At 61.7% G+C, this 22104-nt stretch carries 14 protein-coding genes and 1 riboswitch; of the genes, 8 read left to right on the top strand and 6 right to left on the bottom strand.

The genetic code is table 11. The features are described from left to right. The first annotated feature begins 61 nt into the window (after window positions 1–61). From CPH57_RS18745 to CPH57_RS18720, 6 genes are all read left to right on the top strand, one after another. Window positions 62–1123, top strand: a complete 1062-nt coding sequence (locus CPH57_RS18745; protein WP_033644381.1) for an ABC transporter substrate-binding protein — start codon at window positions 62–64, stop codon at window positions 1121–1123. An 11-nt stretch (window positions 1124–1134) separates the two neighbouring features. After that, window positions 1135–1944: an alkaline phosphatase family protein gene (locus CPH57_RS18740; protein WP_096242640.1), complete on the top strand. Its 810-nt coding sequence runs from the start codon at window positions 1135–1137 to the stop codon at window positions 1942–1944. After that, window positions 1941–2786, top strand: coding sequence for an ABC transporter permease subunit (locus CPH57_RS18735; protein WP_033651199.1), 846 nt, complete (start codon window positions 1941–1943; stop codon window positions 2784–2786). The genes CPH57_RS18740 and CPH57_RS18735 overlap by 4 nt, the downstream gene beginning before the upstream one ends. Window positions 2787–2803: 17 nt before the next feature. After that, window positions 2804–3589, top strand: coding sequence for an ABC transporter permease (locus CPH57_RS18730; RefSeq protein ID WP_033644383.1), 786 nt, complete (start codon window positions 2804–2806; stop codon window positions 3587–3589). A gap of 4 nt (window positions 3590–3593) precedes the next feature. Further along, a complete protein-coding gene (locus tag CPH57_RS18725) occupies window positions 3594–4586 on the top strand; it encodes an ABC transporter ATP-binding protein (RefSeq protein ID WP_033651200.1) in 993 nt (330 codons plus the stop codon). Between the two features lie 207 nt (window positions 4587–4793). Then, a complete protein-coding gene (locus CPH57_RS18720; protein ID WP_033644385.1) occupies window positions 4794–6443 on the top strand; it encodes a Na/Pi cotransporter family protein in 1650 nt (549 codons plus the stop codon). Window positions 6444–6487: 44 nt separating this feature from the next. Here the strand turns inward: CPH57_RS18720 and CPH57_RS18715 are convergent, their stop codons facing one another. The 5 genes from CPH57_RS18715 to CPH57_RS18695 all read right to left on the bottom strand — a co-directional run bounded on the left by CPH57_RS18715 (window position 6488) and on the right by CPH57_RS18695 (window position 18016). Continuing rightward, window positions 6488–11314, bottom strand: coding sequence for a hemagglutinin repeat-containing protein (locus CPH57_RS18715; RefSeq protein ID WP_096242639.1), 4827 nt, complete (start codon window positions 11312–11314; stop codon window positions 6488–6490). 45 nt (window positions 11315–11359) lie between these two features. Next, complete coding sequence (locus CPH57_RS18710; RefSeq protein WP_033651202.1) at window positions 11360–13039, bottom strand: ShlB/FhaC/HecB family hemolysin secretion/activation protein; 1680 nt, start codon at window positions 13037–13039, stop codon at window positions 11360–11362. Window positions 13040–13424: 385 nt separating this feature from the next. Then, window positions 13425–14342, bottom strand: coding sequence for a ketopantoate/pantoate/pantothenate transporter PanS (panS, locus tag CPH57_RS18705; RefSeq protein ID WP_033644388.1), 918 nt, complete (start codon window positions 14340–14342; stop codon window positions 13425–13427). A gap of 142 nt (window positions 14343–14484) precedes the next feature. Then, a complete protein-coding gene (gene lysC / locus CPH57_RS18700) occupies window positions 14485–15852 on the bottom strand; it encodes a lysine-sensitive aspartokinase 3 (protein ID WP_033644389.1) in 1368 nt (455 codons plus the stop codon). 108 nt (window positions 15853–15960) lie between these two features. After that, window positions 15961–16155, bottom strand: a riboswitch (Lysine riboswitch). 52 nt (window positions 16156–16207) lie between these two features. Next, window positions 16208–18016, bottom strand: a complete 1809-nt coding sequence (locus CPH57_RS18695; protein ID WP_004936687.1) for a sodium:proton antiporter — start codon at window positions 18014–18016, stop codon at window positions 16208–16210. 229 nt (window positions 18017–18245) lie between these two features. Here CPH57_RS18695 and pgi point away from each other — a divergent pair, with 229 nt between their 5' ends. After that, on the top strand, window positions 18246–19892 hold the full coding sequence (gene pgi / locus CPH57_RS18690; protein ID WP_047573499.1) for a glucose-6-phosphate isomerase: 1647 nt from the start codon (window positions 18246–18248) through the stop codon (window positions 19890–19892). A 61-nt stretch (window positions 19893–19953) separates the two neighbouring features. Here pgi and CPH57_RS18685 read toward each other — a convergent pair whose 3' ends face one another. Continuing rightward, complete coding sequence (locus tag CPH57_RS18685; RefSeq protein ID WP_033644394.1) at window positions 19954–21390, bottom strand: capsule assembly Wzi family protein; 1437 nt, start codon at window positions 21388–21390, stop codon at window positions 19954–19956. A gap of 225 nt (window positions 21391–21615) precedes the next feature. Here CPH57_RS18685 and psiE point away from each other — a divergent pair, with 225 nt between their 5' ends. Beyond that, on the top strand, window positions 21616–22023 hold the full coding sequence (psiE, locus tag CPH57_RS18680; RefSeq protein WP_015379238.1) for a phosphate-starvation-inducible protein PsiE: 408 nt from the start codon (window positions 21616–21618) through the stop codon (window positions 22021–22023). The last annotated feature ends 81 nt before the right edge of the window (window positions 22024–22104 follow it).

The raw sequence follows: 22104 nt of genomic DNA, 5'->3' as shown, positions 1-22104 counted from the left end.
TTGGTTTGGTCCTTGCTGGACTAGTCCAGCCATCCCCACACTACCACCTGGAGCATCAGTTATGAAACGTTTGTGCGCTTCTGTGTTAACCAGTGCCATCGTGTTATCCAGCCAGATGAGCTGGGCCGCGGATACCGATCTGGCGGCGCTGGAGCAGGCCGCGAAGAAAGAAGGCGAAGTCAACAGCGTCGGCATGCCGGACAGCTGGGCCAACTGGAAAGGCACCTGGCAAGATCTGTTGAGCAAGTACGGACTGAAACATGTCGATACCGACATGAGCTCCGCGCAGGAGATCGCCAAATTTGATGCGGAAAAGAACAACGCCACGGCGGACATCGGTGACGTCGGCGCGGCCTTTGGCCCGGTGGCGGTGCAGAAGGGCGTAACGCAGCCCTACAAACCCTCTACCTGGGATCAGGTGCCGGAGTGGGCGAAAGACAAAGACGGCCACTGGGCGCTGGCTTACACCGGCACCATCGCCTTCATCATCAACAAGCAGCAGGTGAAAGACATCCCGCGCAGCTGGGCCGATCTGCTCAAGGGCAGCTATCAGGTCACCATCGGCGACGTCGGCACCGCGTCGCAGGCGGCCAGCGGCGTGCTGGCGGCCACCTACGCCATGGGCGGCAACGAGAAAAACCTCAAGCCGGGCCTGGAATTCTTCGGCAAGCTGGCCAAGGCCGGTCGCCTGAGCCTGAGTAACCCGGTGATCGCATCGCTGGAGAAAGGGGAAGTGCAGGTTGGCGTGGTGTGGGACTTCAACGGCCTGAACTACCGCGATCAGATCGACAAAACCCGTTTTGAAGTGCTGATCCCGTCGGACGGCTCGATCACCTCCGGCTACACCACCATCATCAATAAATACGCCAAGCACCCGAACGCCGCCAAGCTGGCGCGCGAATACATCTTCTCCGACGCCGGCCAGATCAACCTGGCGCGCGGCTATGCCCGCCCGATCCGCGCCGAACATCTGACGCTGCCGGACGACGTCAAGGCCAAGCTGCTGCCAGCCGAGCAGTACAAGAATGCGCACCCGATCGCCGATCCGGCGGCCTGGGAACAAAGCGCCAAAGCGCTGCCGCGTCTGTGGCAGGAAAACGTCATTATGTTTATGCAGCAGTGAGTTAACGCACCATGAAAACGATCCTCGTGCTGCTGGACGGCCTCAACTACCGGGTGGCGCACGACGCCATGGGGTATCTGCAGGCCGAATGCGCGGCGGGACGCGGGCGGTTGTACCTGCTGGAGAGCGAGTTGCCCTCGCTCTCCCGGCCGCTGTATGAATGCATCCTCACCGGCGTCACGCCAGTGGAGAGCGGCGTGGTGCACAACCACGTCTCGCGCCTTTCTCATCAACAAAGCGTGTTTCATTACGCGCGCGCCGCCGGGCTGAGCACCGCCGCCGCCGCGTATCATTGGTTCAGCGAATTGTATAACCGCACACCGTTCGACGCCGCGCGCGACCGCCACACCGACGCTCACGAACTGCCGATTCAGCATGGCCATTTCTATTACGACGACGGCTATCCCGACAGCCATCTGTTCGACGACGCCGAAAGCCTGCGCCAGCGTCATCAGCCGGATTTTCTGCTGATCCACCCGATGAACATCGACGACGCCGGGCACCGCTTCGGCCTCTCTTCGCCGCAGTACCGCAACGCGGCGCGCCGCGCCGACGGCTCGCTGTCGCGCTATTTGCCCGAGTGGCTGGCGGCCGGTTATCAGGTGCTGGTTACCGCCGACCACGGCATGAACGACGATCGCAGCCACGGCGGGGTGTTGCCGGAAGAGCGCCAGGTGCCGCTGTTCGTGTTCGGCGCGGGCTTCAGCCTGGACGACGCCGATCCGCAGCAAACCGAGCTGTGCGGCACGATCTGCGATCTGCTGCAGGCGCCGCACGACAAACCGCGCTGCCGGGCGCTGCTGGCGCAGGATGCGCGATGAACAGCAAAACCAAATGGATCGCCGCGCTGTGCCTGCTGCCGTTTATCGTGCTGTTCGGCGCGTTTCAGATCGCCCCGCTGGTGTGGATCGCGGTTCACAGCTTTTTCAGCGAGAGCAGCGGCTGGGGATGGGGCAACTATGTCGATATCCTTACGTCGCCGTTCTACCTGCAGGCCTTTCAGTTCTCGCTGGAGATCTCGCTGTGGTCGAGCGTCTACGGCTTGCTGATTGCATTAGTGGGCAGTTACTCACTTCGCCAGCTCGGCCAGACCCGCTTTCATGACTTCGTGATGTCGTTCACCAACATGACCAGCAACTTCGCCGGGGTGCCGCTGGCGTTCGCCTTCGTCATTCTGTTGGGGTTGAACGGCTGCCTGACGCTGCTGCTGCGCAAATACGGTTTGATGGAGAGCTTCAACCTCTATTCGAAGAGCGGCCTGATCGTGCTGTATACCTACTTCCAGATCCCGTTGGGCGTGCTGTTGCTGTATCCGGCGTTCGATGCGCTGCGCGCCGATTGGCGCGAGTCGGCGGCGCTGCTCGGCGCCGGCCCCTGGCGCTACTGGCGGCATATCGGCCTGCCGGTGTTGGCGCCGGCGCTGATGGGCACCTTCGTCATCCTGCTGGCCAACGCGCTGGGCGCCTACGCCACGGTGTACGCGCTGACCACCGGCAACTTCAACGTGATCCCGATCCGCATCTCGGCGCTGGTGGCGGGGGACATCTCCCTCGATCCGAACCTGGCCAGCGCGCTGGCGATGCTGCTGGTGGCGATGATGGCGTTTATCACGGTGATCCACCAATGGATGCTGCGCAGGAGCTACCTCAATGCGCGCTCATAATCGGATGGAGAATGCTCATGTCGCGTGTTGAACGCCTGTACCACCGCACGGTGACCGGCCTGCTGCTGTTGATTCTGCTGCTGCCGCTGGCTGCGACGCTGGTTTACGCGCTGGCCACCCAGTGGGGCGCCACCATTTTGCCGGACGGTTTTACCCTGAAGTGGCTGACGGCGCTGTGGAGCGATTCGCGCTTTTTGCTAGCGCTGTGGCACTCGCTGCTGATCTGCTTTGGCACGTTGCTGCTGTCAGTGGTGGTGATCCTGCCGGCGATGTTTGTGATCGCTTACTACTTCCCCAAGCTGGACGCGGTGATGAACGTGCTGATCCTGCTGCCGTTCGCCGTGCCGCCGGTGGTGTCGGCGGTGGGGCTGATGCAGCTGTTCGCCGCCGATCCGCTGCCGCTGCTCGGCACCCCCTGGATTTTGGTGGGCTGCTATTTCACCATCGCGCTGCCGTTTATCTACCGCGCCATCAGCAACAACATGCAGGCGATCAACCTGCGCGATCTGATGGACGCCGCGCACCTGCTCGGCGCCAGCACCTGGCAGGCGGCGCTGTGGGTGGTGCTGCCGAACCTGCGCAAGGGCGGAACGATCGCCGTGCTGCTGTCGTTTTCGTTCCTGATCGGCGAGTTCGTGTTCGCCAACCTGCTGGTGGGCAGCCAGTATGAAACGCTGCAGGTCTATCTGTTCAATATGCGCAACGGTAGCGGGCACTTTACCAGCGCGCTGGTCATCTCCTATTTCGCCGTGGTGCTGCTCGTCACCTGGCTGGCGAACCTGCTGAATAAAAACAAGGGCTAACCCGATGGCTTATCTCAACGTCACCCGCCTGAACAAACACTATGGCCAGACCCAGGTGTTTCAGGATATCGATTTCACCGCCGAAGAGGGGGAGTTCGTCACCCTGCTGGGGCCTAGCGGCTGCGGCAAATCGACGCTGCTGCGCTGTCTGGCCGGCCTGACCCCGGTCGACAGCGGGCAAATTTTGCTGCAGGGCCAGGATCTGGTGCCGCTGGCGCCGCAAAAGCGCGGCATCGGCATGGTGTTTCAAAGTTATGCGCTGTTTCCCAATATGACGGTGGAAGGCAACGTGGCCTTCGGCCTGAAAATGCAGAAGCTGGCGGCCGGACAGATCGGACAGCGGGTGCAGGAGGCGCTGGCGCTGGTGGAGCTGAGCGATTTGGCGAAGCGCTATCCGCATCAGCTGTCGGGCGGCCAGTGTCAGCGCGTAGCGTTGGCGCGATCGCTGGTCACTCGCCCGCGTCTGCTGCTGCTCGACGAACCGCTGTCGGCGCTGGATGCGCGTATTCGCAAACACCTGCGCGAGCAGATCCGGCGCATTCAGCGCGAGCTGAACCTGACGGCGATCTTCGTCACCCACGATCAGGAAGAGGCGCTGACCCTGTCGGATCGCATCGTGCTGATGAACAAGGGGCAGATCGTGCAGAGCGGCGATGCGGAAACCCTGTATACCCAGCCGGCGGATGCCTTCGCCGCCGGGTTTATCGGCAACTACAACCTGCTGAGCGCCGAACAGGCCGGCCGCTTGACCGGGCGCAGCTATGTCGGCAAGGTGGCGATCCGCCCCGAGTCGATCGGCCTGTTGCCGGCCGGGCAGGGGATCGGCGGGGTGATCCTGGGTCACAGTTTGCTCGGGAATGTGGTACGGTATCGGATTCAGGTTTGCGAGGTAGAATTGCTGGTTGACGTGCTCAACCGTTCGGTGGCCGACCTGCGGCCCGACGGCGCGGAAATTGGGCTACACTTGGAACCTGTTGTATTGCGGGAAGTTGCATGACTTCGCAGCGCGGCGCCGGGGCCTTCCCGCCGCCGCATTAACCCTTCTCTTCTGCGGTCTGCCGCCCGCCCGCTGTCCTGCCAGACCCACGCCCGGCAGGCGGGACCGCGCGCTGTATCCGTCATCCTTTGGCTCGCCTCTCTGCGTCGCGTGACAAGCATCGGGTATCAGCCTCCTTTGGCCGGGCGTTAATGGAGCGTATCTTCCGTGCTGACCCTTCTTCACCTGCTTTCGTCCGTGGCGCTGTTGGTGTGGGGCACCCACATCGTGCGCACCGGGATCATGCGGGTTTACGGCGCCAATCTGCGGCGCGTGTTGAGCGACAGCGTTGAGAAAAAACCGCTGGCGTTCGTTTCCGGCATCGGCGTGACCGCGCTGGTGCAAAGCAGCAACGCCACCGCGCTGCTGGTGACCTCTTTCGTCGCGCAGGGGCTGGTGGGGCTGGCGCCTGCGCTGGTGATCATGCTGGGCGCCGACGTCGGCACCGCGCTGATGGCGCGCGTGCTGACCTTCGATCTTTCCTGGCTGTCGCCGCTGCTGATCCTGGTCGGCGTCTTCCTGTTCCTCAGCCGCAAGCAAATGCGGATCGGCCAGATCGGACGCGTCCTGATCGGCCTTGGGCTGATCGTGCTGGCGCTGGAGCTGATCGTCGCCGCCGCCACGCCGATCACCCAGGCGGCCGGGGTGAAAGTGCTGTTCTCGTCGCTGACCGGCGACGTGATGCTGGATGCCCTGACCGGCGCGCTGTTCGCTATCGTCAGCTATTCCAGCCTGGCGGCGGTACTGCTGACCGCCACTCTGACCGCATCCGGCGTGATTTCGCTGAAGGTGGCGCTCTGTCTGGTGATCGGCGCCAACCTCGGCAGCGGCCTGCTGGCGATGATCAACGCCAGCGGCCAGAACGCCGCGGGGCGGCGCGTGGCGCTCGGCAGCCTGCTGTTCAAGCTGGTGGGCTGCATACTGGTGCTGCCGTTCGTCTCCTATCTGGCGGATTTGATGGCTCAACTGCCGGGCGGCAGCGAAGAGCTGGTGATCTATTTCCACGTGTTCTACAACCTGATCCGCTGCCTGGTGATGATCCCGCTGGCCGGGCCGATGGCGACGCTGTGCGAACGGCTGATCGTCGACGAAGCGGCCGACGATCCGCGCATGCGGCCGCGCCATCTGGACGCCAGCGCGCTGGACACGCCGACGCTGGCGTTGGCCAACGCGGCGCGCGAAACGCTGCGCATGGGCGACGTGGTGGAACACATGATGATCCTGCAACGTGAGGTGCTGCACGGTAAGCAGGGGGTCGATAAAGAGGTGCGGCGCCTCGACGATGACGTCGACGTGCTGTACACCGCCATCAAGCTGTATCTGGCGCAGATCCAGAAGGAAGATCTGGGCGAGGAAGACTCGCGCCGCTGGGCGGAGATCATCGAAATGGCGCTCAACCTGGAACAGGCGGGCGACATCATCGAGCGCATGGCCGGCGATGTGGGCGCCAAGTCGCACGCCGCGCGCCGCGCTTTCTCGGCGGAAGGGTTGGCGGAGCTGGACGGACTGCACGAACGGCTGATCGGCAATCTGCGCCTGGGGCTGTCGGTGTTCCTGTCCGGCGACGTCACCAGCGCCAAGCGCCTGCGCCGTTCCAAGCACCGTTTCCGCATTCTGGATCGCCGCTACGCGCACGCGCACGTCGATCGTTTGCACCAGCAAAACGTGCAGAGCATCGAGACCAGTTCGTTGCATTTGGGATTGTTGGGGGACATGAAGCGCCTGAACTCGCTGTTCTGCGCCGTGGCTTACAACGTGTTGGATCAGGATGCCAAGGACGACGATCGCGACTGGGAAGACACCCCGAGCACGCTGTAAAAAAACGCCCCCGGTTTTAACCGGGGGCGTTGCGTTGGGGCACGTTATTTGCCGCTGAACACCCCGGCTTTGGCGTCCGCTTGCTGAGTTGAAGCATGGCCGCTGGCGAACGGCACGTTGCCGTCGACGCTTTGCTTCGCCGCGCCGCCTAGCAGCCCGCCGATCGTGGCGGCCGCATCGACGCGGCCGCCGCCCTGATAGCGCTGGCCGCTGACGTCCTGCTGGCTGACCTTGCCGCCGCCCAGTTCCACCTTGCCCTGCTGGCTGCGGATCTCGCCGCCGGTCAGTTGGGTTTGGCCGCCGACCTGCAGCGCCACGCCGTTCTTGCCGGTAATCGCCGACTGCTCGCCAACCGCGTTGTTGTTCACCACGTCGGCATTGACCTTGAGGTGCCCCTGGCGACCGGCCGGACCGGTGATGCTGTCTTTCACCGCGCCGCCGACGGTGCGTGCGCCGCGATCCCACAGCGGGCCTTGCGGTTTTTCACCGGCCGGCGTTGCCGGCAGCGTGACTTTGCCGTCGGCCTTGCTGAAGCTGACCGTGCCGGTGGTGTCCTGCTGCGGATCGAGGCGACGCGCCACGCTGTTGTACTTGTCGGTGGTGGCGTCGGCCACTTTGTTTACCCCGGCCTCCAGTTTCTCTTTCACCTTACCGGCGTAGCGCGGCGTGCCCACCTTCGACAACTTGGAGGTGACGCTGCTGCCCGGATCGTTGCTGTGGCTCAGGCCGGCATCTACATCCACCTTCACGCCTTTCTCAACGTCTTTGCGGCTTTCAATGCGCAGATCGCCGCCCACCTTGCCCTGGACGCTGTCGGCATCGACGCGCGCCCCGGCGAGACGGGTGTCTTTGCCGCTGTTGATCGCCACCTCGCCCGCGGTGATGCCAGTGTTGGCGTGGGTGGTTTTATCCTGCTGTTCCACGCCGACCTTCAGACCGGCGCCCAGCGTATGGGTGTCTTTGCCGGTGTTCGGATCGACCTTGCCGCCGGCGTCCTTGTTGAACGTTTGGCCGCCTTTGGCGTTGGCTTTGATGCCCAGGCTCCAGTTGTCCTTGTGCTGCTCGTTCTTGGCGGACTCCAGCAGGATGCCGCCGTTTTTCGCCTCGAGCGCGGCGCTGCCGCCGCTGACCTTGGCGCCCTGCAGATGCAGCGCGTCATCGCCTTTGCCGCCGGCGGACAGGGTGACTTTGCCGTCTGAGGCGATAGTGGCGCCCTGGCGCTCGGTCGCGGACTCATTCACCTTGGCGATGTCGAAGGCGCCGCCGACGGAGAGGTTGCCGCCGGTTTTTTCCTTGCTGTCGCTGCTGCCGGCACCCAGATCGATATTGCCGGACAGTTGGCTCTCCTTACGCGTTTGGGTCGATTCCGCCGCCTGCAGCGCGACCTTATTGCCCGCGCTCAGAGTGACGTCGCCCTGGCTCTTGACGTCGGTGCCCTGCAGCGTCAGATCGCGGCCCGCCTTCAGCTCAACGCCCTGTTGGCCGCTGACGTTGCCGACCTGCGCGGTGCTGCTGCTGCTTTCGCCGTTGTTGGTGCCGCCGCCGAAGCCGGCGCCGAAGTTTTTACTGTCGGCGGTGAAGCCGCCCTTCGCCGAGGCTTTGACGTTAAAGCCGCTGTGGTTCTCACTCTGTTTGTCGCTGGCCTGATCAAAGCGGATATCGCCGCCGGCGTCGACGGTGGTTTTACCGCTGCCGCCGTTTAGCGCGGTACCCTGATAGACCGCGTCTTTTTTCACGTTGACGTTGATGCCGTTGGCCGCGTCGATCGAGCCGGTCACCGCCTGGCTGGCGCTGCTGTTGCTGCGCTGGGTGCCGCCTTCGCCCTTGGCGTCCACGGTCAGATCGCTGCCGGTGGAGGTGTAGACGCGTACGCCGGCGCTGCCGCGGGTATCGCGGTTCTGCTCTTCCTGTCGGTTTGTCGCAGCTTCGCTGCGGTGGCTGTCCGCCGTCAGCGTGACCGCGCCTTTGCTCGCCTGATATTGCGTGCCCTGATCGCGCACTTCGCTTTTGGCGTTGATGTCGATGCTGCCGGCTTTCACCGAGCTGACGACCGCCTGCGAGCTGCTGCTGCGTTTTTCGCTGCTGCCGCCCTGTGCGCCGATATCCAGGCCGACGTTAGGCGCGCCGATGCTGCCGATGTCGTTGATGACGCCGGTGGCGTCCAGCTTGGCCGCCTTACCGACCGCGCGCTCGACCGGACGGGTCACTGCGCTGTAATCGACGTTGGCGCCGATGTTCACGCCGACGTCGGTTTTGGTGGTGGTGGTGCTGGCGGTGTCGGCAGCGGCCAGGTGATCGACGTCCGCGGCGTTTTCTTGATAGGCGCCGCCGACGCTGTGCTGTGCGCCTTGCTGGGTCAGCTTGTCACGGGCGTTGACAGTCAGGTTGCCTTTGACGTTGCTGCCGGAGGTGACGGCCTTGCTGCTCTGCGCCTGCGTTTTGCTGTTCTCGTAACCGGCCTCTACGCCGCTGCCGAGCTTGTCGATGCCGCCGGTGTAGTAGAAACCGCCGCCGACCTTGGTCTGCTCGGTGTTCGAGGTGGTTTTGTCGTCGGCCGCCAGGAACGAAACCTTATTGCCGCTGACGCTGGCGTCGCCTTTGTCGGCGACCAATTTGGAGCCGCTGAAGGTCACGTCCTTATCCGCTTCGAGCTTCACGCTGCCGCCGCTGAGGGTGGCGCCACGGTTCTCGGTGCGGGTAGTTTTCTCGCTGTCGCGGGTGTGTTCGATGCGTACACCGGCGCGGTATTGCTTGTCGCCGGCCTCTTTGGCATAGCCGTTGACGGTAAGCGCGGTCTTCTGCTCATCGATGTTCTGCTGCTGCTCGGCGGCCTTGACGTTGATGTTGCCGGTCTGTGAGGTGACGTTCAGTTCGCCGCCGCTGGCGACCTGGCTGCCGATCACGTCGGTATCCTTACGGCTGACCAGCTTCAGGTTGGTGTCGGACTTCAGTTCGCTGGCGGTACTGCTCTGGTAGCTGTTGTCGGCCTTGTGCGAGCTGCTGGTGATGTTGAACACGGTGCCGGTGCGCGCGTCGATTTTGTCCACGGTGGTGCTCAGCGCGTTGTCGATGCGCAGGCCGCCGTGGGTGGCGGTGACTTCGCCACCTTTCTGGCCGCGCGCCTTGCTGCCGGTGATGGTGACGCCCTGCTGGCCGTTCAGGCGCAGGGTGCCGCCGCTGGTCAGTTCGGAAGCGTGGCTGACTTCGCGGCGGTTGCTGTTGTTCTTGTTGTCGCCGCCGCCGATGCCGCCCCAGGAGGTTTTGTCATCGCGCACCGCTTTGGCGTTGGCGGTTTTCTGCACCCCGATCTGGATTTGGTTATCTGCGTCGATCGTCAGATCGCGCTGGGCGTGGACCTTGGCGCCCTGGGTTGCGACATTGCGGCCGGCTTTCAACGTCAGTTCGCCCTGGCTACGCAGTTCGCTGGCCTTCAGGCTTTCGCTTTCGTCGCTGCTGCTCCAGCTACCGGTGCGCAGGCTGGAAGTGTGATTGCGCTGGTAGCCGCGTTCGGTGGACTTATCCTTCTCCACCAGCCCGGCGAGGTGCACGTCGCGTGCCGCTTTGATGCTCAACGCCCGGTCGGCGCTGACGTTGGCGCCCAACAGTTTCACATCTTCCTGGGTGCTGATGAGTTTGGCGTTGCCGCTGGCGGCGACGGTGCTGCCCGCCTGTTGTTGTTGCTCATGCTCGCGGGTGACGTCGTATTGCCAGGAATAGAACCAGCGGTCGTCGGTGTGACCCTGAGTCTGCTTCAACTGCTGACCGTCGAGCGTCAGCTTGCCGCCCTGGAGGGTGATGTCTTCGCCGCGAATATCGGTGGCGGTAAGGTGTGCGTGGTTATCCGCCACCAGACTGATGTTTTTGCCTTTCAGCTCGGTGCGGGTCAGCTTCTGGCTGCTGCTGCGATCGTTGACATAGATGCCGCCTCGGTAGTTCTGGTAGTTGTCGCCGCCGTTGCGGTTGCTGCTGGCATCCTCAACGCGGCTTTCGCTGCGAATATCGTAGGCCTTCACCTTGAGCTCGTCGCCGGCGGCCAGCGTGCCGGCCAGCTTAACGCCGCTGCCCTGCGCGGTGTTGATGATGTTGATGCGCCCGGCCTGCATGCTGCCGAGGTAGTAGCTGTCCAGCGCGGTCGTCGGTTGCTCGCTGGCCAGCACCTTGCCGTCGCGCGCCACGCGGTTAAGGCCGCTGATGGCGTTGATCGCCGCCGGCGTCACTTTGCCGTTGCGGTGGGTGAAGTCTTGTACGATGACGTCGCCGCGGCTGTCTATCTTCGGCGCGATCAGATCCAGCACGCCGCCGGCGTTCAGGGTGCCGTTGAGGCTCAGGGTATTGCGGTTGCCCAGGGTGCTGTAGCCCTGCAGCAGGCCGTTTTCCACCAGCGGGTTGCCGACCACCAGCGAGGAGCGGCTGGTGTTGATGAACCCGCAGCCCTGGCAGCTGATGCCGTTCGGGTTGGCCAGCACGTAGTCGGCCGCCATGCCGAAGATCTCTTGCTGGCCGTGCAGCAGCGACGGGTTGCGGCCGATCACTTCATTGAGGATCACGCTGGCTTCGCGCCCGCCCAGATTGGGGTTGGCGCCCAGTTGGCCGGCCAGCTGCGACAGCCCCGCCTCGCGGGAGTTGTTCAGCACCGCGCCGGGCTGGTTGACGTTGAAGTCCTGATATTGGTTATGCGACAGCCCGTTGCCGTTCGGCGCGACGATGTCGACCACCTGGGCGCCGGTGGCGGCGGTGGAAACGCCGGGGCCGTTGGCGCCGTTGGCCGCGACGATCTCACCGGCGTAGGCGCCGGCGGAAGCGGCGAGAATTATCGCCAGCGCGGCGGCCAGTTTGCCTGCCGCCGAAAGTCTGAAGTTATTATTTTTCATCCATGTATCTCCGTATATTGCCGTGGGGTCCTGCAAAACTGCTGATTAAAAGGTGTAAGAAAAGCGCGCCAGCACCTGAACGGGATCTTCAGGCGTGGCGTGGTTCGACAAAATCCAGCCGCGGCTGACCTCCAGATCGACCAGCGCCTGTCGGTAGCGTAACGTGGCGCCGCTGCTCACCCCGGCGCTGCTGCGCCAGCCCGAGTTGTCCTGACGCGGCAGAATGCGGCCGACGTCGGCGCCAAGGCGCGGCGTCAGCGTGGCGGCACCTAAATTGAAGCTGCGCGACAGCGTGTTCTGCAGATACCAGCCGTTGTCGCCGGACTGGGTGCTGCGGCTGAAGCCGCGCACGGCGCTGCGATCGGTAAGGCTAAGCCACTCCACGCCGGGCAGTGGGTCGCGGCTGTATTGGCCGTAGAACAGGTTGTTGAGCTGATAGGTGGCGTCACCCAGCTTGAGGCGCTGGCTCAGGTTGGCGAACAGCTTGCCCTTGGTGAATTGACTGTCGAGGTGCACCGAACTCGGGTGGCGATCGGCGCCCAGCCAGGGCAGGCCCTGCTCGACGCTGAGGTTGGCGCTGAATACCCCATGGGGCAGAATTTGCAGGTGGCTGGCGCTCAGCTCGGCCAGGGTCAGCGTTGGGCTGCTGACCTCAAGACGCACGCTTTCGAAGTAGTTGTCGATGCGCTTGTAGGTCAACTGGCCGCTCAGGCTGTCTATCTGATCGTGGTCGCGATAAAACACGTAGTCGCTGCGCAGCCCGTACTGTTGAGTCTGACCGTGCAGTTTGACCACGTTGTGCGGCAGCTGCTGGTGGTTCTCATAGGACGAGAAGCTGGCGAACCCGCTGAAGGTGAACGCGCCGTACGGCAGCGAATAGAGCAGGGTGTAGGCGCGATTGTAGCGGTGAGCCGGGTTTTCCAACGTGCTGTTGGCGTTCAGGCTGACGAAGTCCGACAGGCCGAACGGGCTGTCCAGCGTGGCGGTGGCGCGTGCCAGCCACTGGCCGGTGCTTTTCTGGCCGTAATTATCCGTGCCGGCGGTAATCAGCCAGGGCTTGGCGTGCTGATTGCGCAAACGAATGACCGAGCCGCCAACCTGGCGGCCGGGTAATATATCCAGCTTGGTGGTATTCGATTGCAAACGATTGGCCTGATCCAATCCTTGATCGAGTTCGGTTAATTTCAGCGGCTTGCCTTCCAGCCCAGGAAATAATAATCGGCTGTTGACCCAGCGATCGCCGCCTTCTATTTTCTCGATAAATCCTTCGGTCACGCTCAGCCCCAATTCCCCCTGCGAATTAGGGCGAACAATTTGCACGCGCGCGGTGATATAGCCTTTTTGCACATAAAGGCGCGTTAATTCGCGGGTCAGGCGATTGATATCGTTGCTGCTGATGCAGTTTTCCGGCAGCGCGCTCAGGGCCGACAAATCGGCCGGCGAGAGCAGGGTAATGCCTTGCAGGTAAACGCCGGCGATCGGCAGGCACTGCGCGGATTGCGGCAGGGCGGGCGCGGCCGGTTCCGGTTCCGCCAGCAGGCGCTGTTGCTTCAGTTGCTGATAGCGGCGCTGTTCAATCAGCTGGTTGACTTCACGCGTGCTGTCTTGCAGCGCGCGGCGTGATTCCCCCATCGACATATCCCGCATCATGTGGGAATCCGGCAGGGTTTCAGCGGAAAGGGCCGTGCTGACCAGCAGCATCAAGGCGGTGATTTTTTTTATCATTGTAATCCATTATGAGAGGCTGCCGGGGCAGCCAGCCCAATCCATGAGGTTAACCACGGGCGACCGACGGCCGGCCCGAAATAATGAGCGACATGCACATTGCGAGGTATCTCGATTTGCCGCAGCAAATAAGACGGTGGGTATAGATCTAAATAATAATTAGGCTGCTTCTTTTTTGGCGGACAACCCTGGTGACTTAATTAATTAAAAAAAGTGGAGCATCTCTCCCCCTTGCCAACATTATCGGCATGGATAGGAAGAATCTGAATTTTTATTTTTCACGGATAATAGAGGATGGGGGGAATTATGACAATCCGACCAGTGGGAAATACGAAATTTCGCAGAGAAGAACGGGGACGCAAATGTTTGCGTCCCCGCAGGCGGTTTATTTTTTCTTGATGGGGCGTCCGGACCAATAACCCGCCAGCAGCGAGCCGGAGAGATTGTGCCAAACCGAGAACAGCGCGCCCGGCAGCGCGGCCAGCGGCGAGAAGTAGATTTTGCCCAGCGTGGCCGCCAGCCCGGAGTTCTGCATGCCGACTTCAATCGCCAGCGTGCGGCAGGTGGATTCGTCGAAGCCGAACAGCTTGCCGCCCCAGTAGCCGCTCAACAGACCGATGCCGTTGTGCAGGATCACCGCGACGATCACCACCAGGCCGACCGAGGCGATGTGGCTTTGGCTGCCCGCCACCACCGCGCTGATGATCGCCAGGATGCACACCATCGACAGCGCCGGCAGCAGCGGTTCAATGCGCTTCACCGTTTGGGTCAGGGTATGGTGGACGATCAGGCCCAGGCCGATCGGGATCACCACGATCTGCAGGATGCTGAGCAGCATGCCCATGATATCGACGCTGATTTCGGCATCGACGTACAGGCGGGTCAACAGCGGCGTGGCGAACACCCCCACCAGCGTCGAAACTGCCGAGATGGTCACCGACAGCGCCACGTCTCCCTTGGCCAGGTAGATCATCACGTTGGACGCGGTGCCGCTGGCCACGCTGCCCACCAGCACCATGCCGGCGGACAGATCCGGCGGCATGCGGAACAGCATCGCCAGGATCCAGGCCGCCAGCGGCATGATCAGATAATGCAGGAAGATGCCTGCCGCCACCGGGCCGGGGCGCGCCAGCACGCGTTTGAAGTCGTCGAGCCGTAGCGTAACGCCCATGGCGAACATGATCAGCATCAGCAGCGGGCTGACGTAGGGGCCGATGCCGGTAAAGGTGCTCGGCGTGTAATAGGCGGCGACGGACAGCAGTATCGCCCAGAGGGGGAATAAGCGCGTGAGTATTGCCAGCATGCAGGTTTTCCTTAGCCAGATTGAGAACGGTGGGAGTGGTTGTGTTTTTTGCGGGTTCAACAAGCTGAACCCCTGCCGGTTTTGAACGGATTTTTTAGACGCAGGGGCGCAGCATGCTGCGCCCGCAATCAGGGATAATGACTTATTCGAACAGGTTGTGGTGCAGGGTGCGCACCACCTGCTCGGCTTCTTCGCCCGGCACCAGGAAGCACAGGTTATAGCTGCTGGCGCCGTAGCAGATCAGGCGGATGTTGAACGGATCGAGCACGCCGAACACCTCTTTGCCCACGCCGCAGGCCCGCGACAGCTGGTTGCCGATGATCGCCACCAGCGCCAGGTTTTCTTCCACTTCCACCCGGCACAGCGACGACAGCTCGGTCAACAGCGAGGTAGTCAGCAGGCTGCCGCCGACGGAGGTGGCGCCGGTGGTGTCCATGGTCAGCGCGATGCTGACTTCCGAGGTGGTGATCAGATCGACGGAGATATTGTGGCGCGCCAGAATGTTGAACACCTCGGCCAGGAAGCCGCGCGCGTGCAACATGTTCAGGCTGTGCAGCGTCAGCAGCGTTTGCTTGCGGCGCAGCGCCAGCGCGCGGAACAGCGGCGGGTTCTCGGTGGTGTTGCACACCAGCGTGCCGCCGGCCGCCGGATCCTTGCTGGAGCCGACGAACACCGGAATGTCGCTGCGCACTGCCGGCAGCAGGGTGGCCGGATGCAGCACTTTGGCGCCGAAGGTGGCCATTTCCGCCGCCTCTTCGAAACCGATTTTATCGATGCGCTTGGCCGCCGGCACCACGCGCGGATCGGTGGTGTAGATGCCCGGCACGTCGGTCCAGATATCCACCCGGCCGACGCCGAGCGCCTCGCCGAGCAGCGCGGCGGTATAGTCGCTGCCGCCGCGGCCGAGCGTGGTGGTGCGGCCTTTCGGTTCGCTGCCGATAAAGCCCTGGGTGACCACCAGCGCTTCTTGCAGACGCGGCTGCAACTGCGCCTGCGCCAGTTCGCTGAGCGCGGCGCTGTCCGGCACGGCGCGGCCGAAGTGATCGTCGGTGCGCATCACTTTACGCACGTCGAACCATTCGGCCTGCACGTTGCGGGCGCGCAGGATTTCAACGAACAGCAGGGTGGACATCAGCTCCCCATGGCTGACCAGCTCGTCGGTCAACGCCGTCGAGGTGGCCAGCGATGCGGCCTCCGACAGCATGGCGATGTTTTCCAGCAGGCGGTCTATCTCGTCGCGGATCACCGCAGGTGCCGCGAGGCGATCGAGGATGGCGTACTGGATGCGACGAATTTCATCAAGCTGGTAGTTGCGCTTCTCGGCCTCGCAACCCTCGGCCAGGGCGACCAACAGGTTGGTGACGCCCGCCGAGGCGGACAACACCACCAGGCGGACCTGCGGGTTGGCCAGCACGACGTCGGCGCTGCGGTTCATGGCTTCAAAGTCGGCGACGCTGGTGCCGCCGAACTTGGCTACCACGGTGGAATTCTGGGGTACTGCTTGGTTCATGTAGAAACCTCGTGTCAGGGATGCCCGTTTGGGAGCACTGTAATTCCATAGCCTTGGCACAAGGGGAGAGCGGTAAACAGGGGGCAGGCGTAGAGGTCAGGCTACGATACACCCAGAAGCGCCCCACCTTGTCGATCGCCCTGCGGGCGATCCCCTGGTGACAACCCAGGGGATTCAGCCCCTGTAGTCGATACGATAATGGCCGGCCATTACCCTACCTCGGCGTCGCTCCCCCTCGGGTGCCGTCAACGGAGAAACGGCTCCTCTGACACTCTACCTGGGCGACGCGCCTCTTCTGGCTTGCGCACCGGGTGCGCAAGTAGGCTGTTAGGAATAGCCGGTTATCGTCATTCTGTCAACGTACAGACGGTGAGGGATTTTCATCTTGCACCAGCGCGATAAGCGTACAGGGCATCGCAGGCGTGGAACCGGCGCCAATCGGTTGCAGAGAACCGTCTTCCTTTTGGCTGAATAACGGGATAACGCCCTGATGTTTTTCCAAATACTCCAACCAACCGAAATTTTCGTTCAATTTGGTCGCTTTGATGGTGGCCCCCCTGGCGAGCAGGCTGCTCAGACGGCCGTAGGTGGCTTCCTGATTAAATAAAATTTCGTGCCGGCGGAAACGCGAACTTTCTGCGCTGGCGCCGCGCCCTTTCAACGGCGCCCCCGAACGAATGGCGAACACGTGATCCTCGCCGAAGAGGTGGCCGAAGTGATAGACGGCCAGCGCGTTTTGGTGACGATTGGGCGACAGCGCCAGCACCTGGGCGATATTGCTCAGATCGAGATAGTTCTCGGCGTGTTCGGAGTAGGCGTGGCCATAGTAGGCCGGAATGCCGTCCATGCGCGCCTGACGGTAGTATTCCCAGCTGCTGTCGGTGACGATCACCGGCACGTTCAGCTTGATCAGCGCCTGCGCCAGCATGCGCGCTACGCTGTTGGCGCCGACGATCAGCACGCCGCGCGGTTTCTGCTGTTGCACCCGCAGCCAGCGTGCCATCATGCCGCTGGTCAGGCTTTGCAACACCACGGTGCCGATGATGATGGCGAACACCACGGTCACCAGCCGGTCGGCGCCCTGATAGCCGCTGCGCTGCAGCGTCAGCGCGAACAGCGAGCTGACCGCCGCGGCGACGATGCCGCGCGGGGCGATCCAGCACAGCAGCAGCCGATCGCGCCAGTGCAGGGAAGAGCGCCAGGTCGACACCGCGATGCACAGCGGCCGGGCGATGAACTGCACCGCCAGCAGCAGCAGCAGCAGCGGCCAGCCCATGTTCCACAGCGCCTGGATGTCGAGCCGCGCCGCCAGAATGATGAACAGCGCCGAGATCAGGATCGCCGACAGCTCCTCTTTGAACGCCAGAATATCGCTGGTATCCACGTCGCGCATGTTGGCCAGCCAGATGCCCATGACCGTGACGGTCAGCAAACCGGATTCGTCGGCGATGGCGTTGGAAACGCCGAAGGCGGTCAGCATGATCGCCAGCACCGCCAGGTTCTGCAGGTAGCGCGGCAGCCAGACGCGGCGCAGCGCCAGGCCGAGCAGGTAGCCGAACAGCGCGCCGGCGATCAGGCCGACGGCGGCGGTCACGCCCAGCGTCCAAAACAGGTGGGTATAGGATTCCGCATTCTGCTTCAGCACGATGAACTCGAACACCAGCAGGGTGAAGATGGCGCCGACCGGATCGATGACGATCCCTTCCCAGCGCAGCACCTGGTTGATATTGGCGTTCGGCCGCACGACGCGCATCAGCGGGGCGATCACCGTCGGCCCGGTCACCACCGTCACCGCGCCGATCAACGCCGCCAGCTCCGGCGGGAAATCCAGCAGCCACCAGCTGGCGAGGCTGATGACCAGAAAGGTGACCAGCATGCCGACGGTGACCAGATTGCGCACCACGCCGCCAAGGCCGCGAATTTCCTCGAAACGCAGCGTCAGCGCCCCTTCGAACAGGATGATCGCCACCGACAGCGACACCAGCGGAAACAGCAGATCGCCAAACAGCAGATCCGGCTGCACCAGATGCACCGTCGGGCCGAGCACGATGCCGAACAGCAGCAGCGGCAAGATGGCCGGCAGGCGCAGCAGCCAGGCCAGCCACTGCGCCAGCAGCGACGCCAGGCCGATAAGCACCAACATGAGTGGGGCGGATAATTCCATAAGCGAGATCCCTTTCAAATGACGAAATAAGCGACGATGACACAGCCTGATGACAATTCGGCAACCCCGATAACAGGCCGTTAGCCAAAAGTATAGAGTGAAAGCTGAAACGAGGCGGCAATGCGTTGACAGTTAGCGCCTATCGCAAGAAAAGCGATCATAATCACAGTCGAACAGGCTACAATCGGACAAACGCGTCATTTTTATTCTCAAGCCTAAGAGTGTTGCTATGAAAAATATCAATCCTAGTCAAACCGCTGCTTGGCAAGCCCTGCAGCAACATTATGCACAGATGAAAGACGTACGGATCGCCGACCTGTTCGCCGAGGACAGCGATCGTTTCTCCAAGTTCTCCGCGACCTTCAACGATCAAATGTTGGTGGACTATTCCAAGAACCGCATCACGCAGGAAACCCTGGAGAAGCTGCAGGCGTTGGCGAAAGAAACCGATCTGCAAGGCGCCATCAAATCGATGTTCGCCGGTGAGAAGATCAACCGCACCGAAGATCGCGCGGTGCTGCACATTGCCCTGCGCAACCGCAGCAACAGCCCGATCCTGGTCGACGGCAAAGACGTGATGCCGGAAGTGAACGCGGTGCTGGCCAAGATCAAACAGTTCTGCGCGCGCGTCATCGGCGGCGAGTGGAAAGGTTACACCGGCAAGCCGATCACCGACGTGGTGAACATCGGCATCGGCGGTTCGGATCTCGGCCCTTACATGGTGACCGAAGCGCTGCGCCCTTATAAAAACCACCTGAACATGCACTTCGTCTCCAACGTTGACGGCACCCACATCGCCGAAACGCTGCAGCCGCTGAACCCGGAAACCACGCTGTTCCTGGTGGCGTCCAAAACCTTCACCACTCAGGAAACCATGACCAACGCCCACAGCGCGCGCGACTGGTTCCTGAGCAGCGCCGTCGATCAACAACACGTGGCCAAGCACTTCGCTGCGTTGTCCACCAACGGCAAAGCGGTGGCCGAGTTCGGCATCGATACCGACAACATGTTCGAATTCTGGGACTGGGTCGGCGGCCGTTACTCGCTGTGGTCGGCGATCGGTCTGTCGATCGCGTTGTCCATCGGTTACGACAACTTCGAGCAGCTGCTGAGCGGCGCGCACGCCATGGATAAGCACTTCGCCGAAACGCCGGCGGAGAAAAACCTGCCGGTGCTGCTGGCGCTGATCGGTATTTGGTACAACAACTTCTTCGGCGCCGAAACCGAAGCCATTCTGCCGTACGATCAGTACATGCACCGTTTTGCCGCTTACTTCCAGCAGGGCAACATGGAATCCAACGGCAAGTACGTCGATCGCAACGGCAATCCGGTGGATTACCAGACCGGCCCGATCATCTGGGGCGAGCCGGGCACCAACGGCCAGCATGCGTTCTACCAGCTGATCCACCAGGGCACCAAGCTGGTGCCGTGCGATTTCATCGCGCCGGCCATCAGCCATAACCCGCTGGGCGATCACCACGCCAAACTGCTGTCCAACTTCTTCGCCCAGACCGAAGCGCTGGCGTTCGGCAAGTCGCTGGAGACGGTGGAAGCCGAGTTCGCGGCGCAGGGTAAAACCCCTGAGCAGGTCAAACACGTGGCGCCGTTCAAAGTGTTTGAAGGCAACCGTCCGACCAACTCGATCCTGCTGCGTGAAATCACCCCGTTCAGCCTGGGCAGCCTGATTGCGCTGTATGAGCACAAGATCTTCACCCAGGGCGCAATCCTGAACATCTTCACCTTCGATCAGTGGGGCGTGGAGTTGGGCAAACAGCTGGCCAACCGCATCCTGCCGGAACTGGCGGGCAGCGAGAAAATCAGCAGCCACGACAGCTCGACCAATGCGCTGATCAACCGCTTCAAGGAATGGCGCTAATCGCCTGATCTGAGCCAATAAAAAAACCCGCCGCGGCGGGTTTTTTTACGTCTGCAAAAAGTTACAGGTTGATCGGCACTTCGAAGCTGACGCCGGCGCCCACGTCATCGGCGGTGCTGTGATCGTTGTCGGTGTACCACAGGCTGGTGTCGAACTTAACCTGTGACGGGAAGGTGTAACCCCAGCCGAGCTGAATGCCCTTCAGCGTATCGGATTTCGGGAACGCCTGGTTGATGCTTTGGCTCAGTGGGTTCACCTTGGCGTAAACCACGCGGGTGCTCCAACGCTGGCTGTCGTCCAGCACCAGCTCGACGCGGCCGGACAGCATCTGGCCGTCGCCGCCCATCGCGTGGCCCAACGGGTAACCCTGTTGGTAGTAGCCGCCTTTGTAAGTGTAGTGAGTGTACACATAGTTTTTACGGCTCATATCCGAACGGGTGTCTGACCCTTCGATATACCAGTTGATGGTGGTCGGGCCCCATTCCGGGTGGCCTTCCAGACCGAGCAGATAGGTATTTTGCGACGGCAGATAGCCCGCTTCATCTTCGCCCACCAACTGACCGTACAGGCTGACCGGCAGGCCGATCAAAGGCTGCATTTTCAGCTTGAAGTCGAAACCGGCCAGCTGGTTGCCCGGATCGTTGCCTTTACCTGAATCATCGTTATCTTTACCGGTAAAACCATCCCAGAACGAGCTCCATGACTGCGGACGGCCTTCACCACCCCACATCATGATGCGCGATGCCCCTAATTCCAGGAAGTCGGTCGGCATCATGGTGAAACGGCCGCCGATCAGTTTGGTGTGCGGTACAGAACTGTACTGCGACAGCTGGCCGGCGGACAACTGGTATTGCCAGCGGCCGATCCACGACAGCCACGGCGTTTCAAACGGCGATTGGTCGGCGCGCTGCAGCATAAAGCCGGCGACCGGGCGCGCGGCGTCGGAGCGGATCAGGCTGCCGTCGTAACCCGGGCCCCACCACTGGGAGACCTCGCCGAAGGAGAGCCATTGGTTCCAGATTTTCACCGCGCCGTAGGAGCCGTTCATATTGAATTTGGAGCCGTCGCTGACGCGCTGGTCGCCTTCCACCGAGCCCTGCAGACGCACGTCCCAGAACTCGCCGTTGGCGCCGGCGCCGATGGTCAGGCGATCGTCGGCGTACTCGTTTTGGCCGAAGCCCTGCGGGGTGCCGGGTTTATCGGTCGAGGCGTAACCGCTGACGCGGATGTTGGCTTTCAGGGCGTCAACGCGGCGTTGCACGCGGTCGATGACGTTTTTCTCGGTATTGGTGACCGGTTTGGCCTGCGCGATAACGGAACTGATCTCTTCCTGACTCAGCGGCCAGGTGGACAGGCTGACGTTGATGACGCCGCGGTCAGACAACCAGGCGAGATCGTTACGCAGATCGTTGTCAGGGGCTACCAGGCCGGCGGCGTGGCCGGACAATGCACAGGTAAACAGGCCCGCAGCGACCAGTCCGTTAAGTTTAGCGCGCATAAAGAATTCCCTTGTTAATTCGAGGTTATTGGTTTTATGTAAAGATCTCTGTGACCCATGATAGTTGACATTTCGATTTGCTACAAATCTATAAGTCAGAAACATCTTATTATAACTTTATGAATTAAATGGGGTTTAAAGTGCTTTCGCGAAGGGCGTAATTTTTAGGACAATGCCTATATTGGCAAGCTTGAATCATATAAGCGGTATTCAGAGAGAGGTTTTATGGCAAAAACGTCGCGTTCGATAATGATAGCGAAAGGGCTGCAGCGAGTGCTGAACGTGGGCCTTCTGCTGTTGGCGGCAATTCTGGTGGTGTTTCTGGTCAAGGAAACCATCCATCTGGCGAAGGTGTTATTTATCAACAGCGAAGAGTCGTCTTCTTACCTGTTGATTGAAGGCATCGTGATTTATTTTCTGTACTTTGAATTTATCGCCTTGATCGTCAAGTATTTTGAGTCGGGTTATCATTTCCCGCTGCGCTATTTTATTTATATCGGCATTACCGCGATTATTCGTTTGATTATCGTGGATCACAAAAATCCCATCGACACCCTGATCTACGCGGCGGCGATATTGGTGCTGGTGGTGACGCTCTATCTGGCCAACACCGATCGCCTGAAACGGGAGTAGCGATAAAAATGGCGGCCAAAGACCGCCAAAGACACAGGATATCATTACCCGTCGTCTTTCAAGCGACAGCGTTGTTGACTG

It is taken from the genome of Serratia sp. JKS000199 (assembly GCF_900215455.1).
In the GTDB taxonomy this organism is placed as follows: domain Bacteria; phylum Pseudomonadota; class Gammaproteobacteria; order Enterobacterales; family Enterobacteriaceae; genus Serratia; species Serratia ureilytica.
Note: the sequence above shows the minus strand (reverse complement) of the source record. Positions and strands in the feature narration are given on the sequence as shown.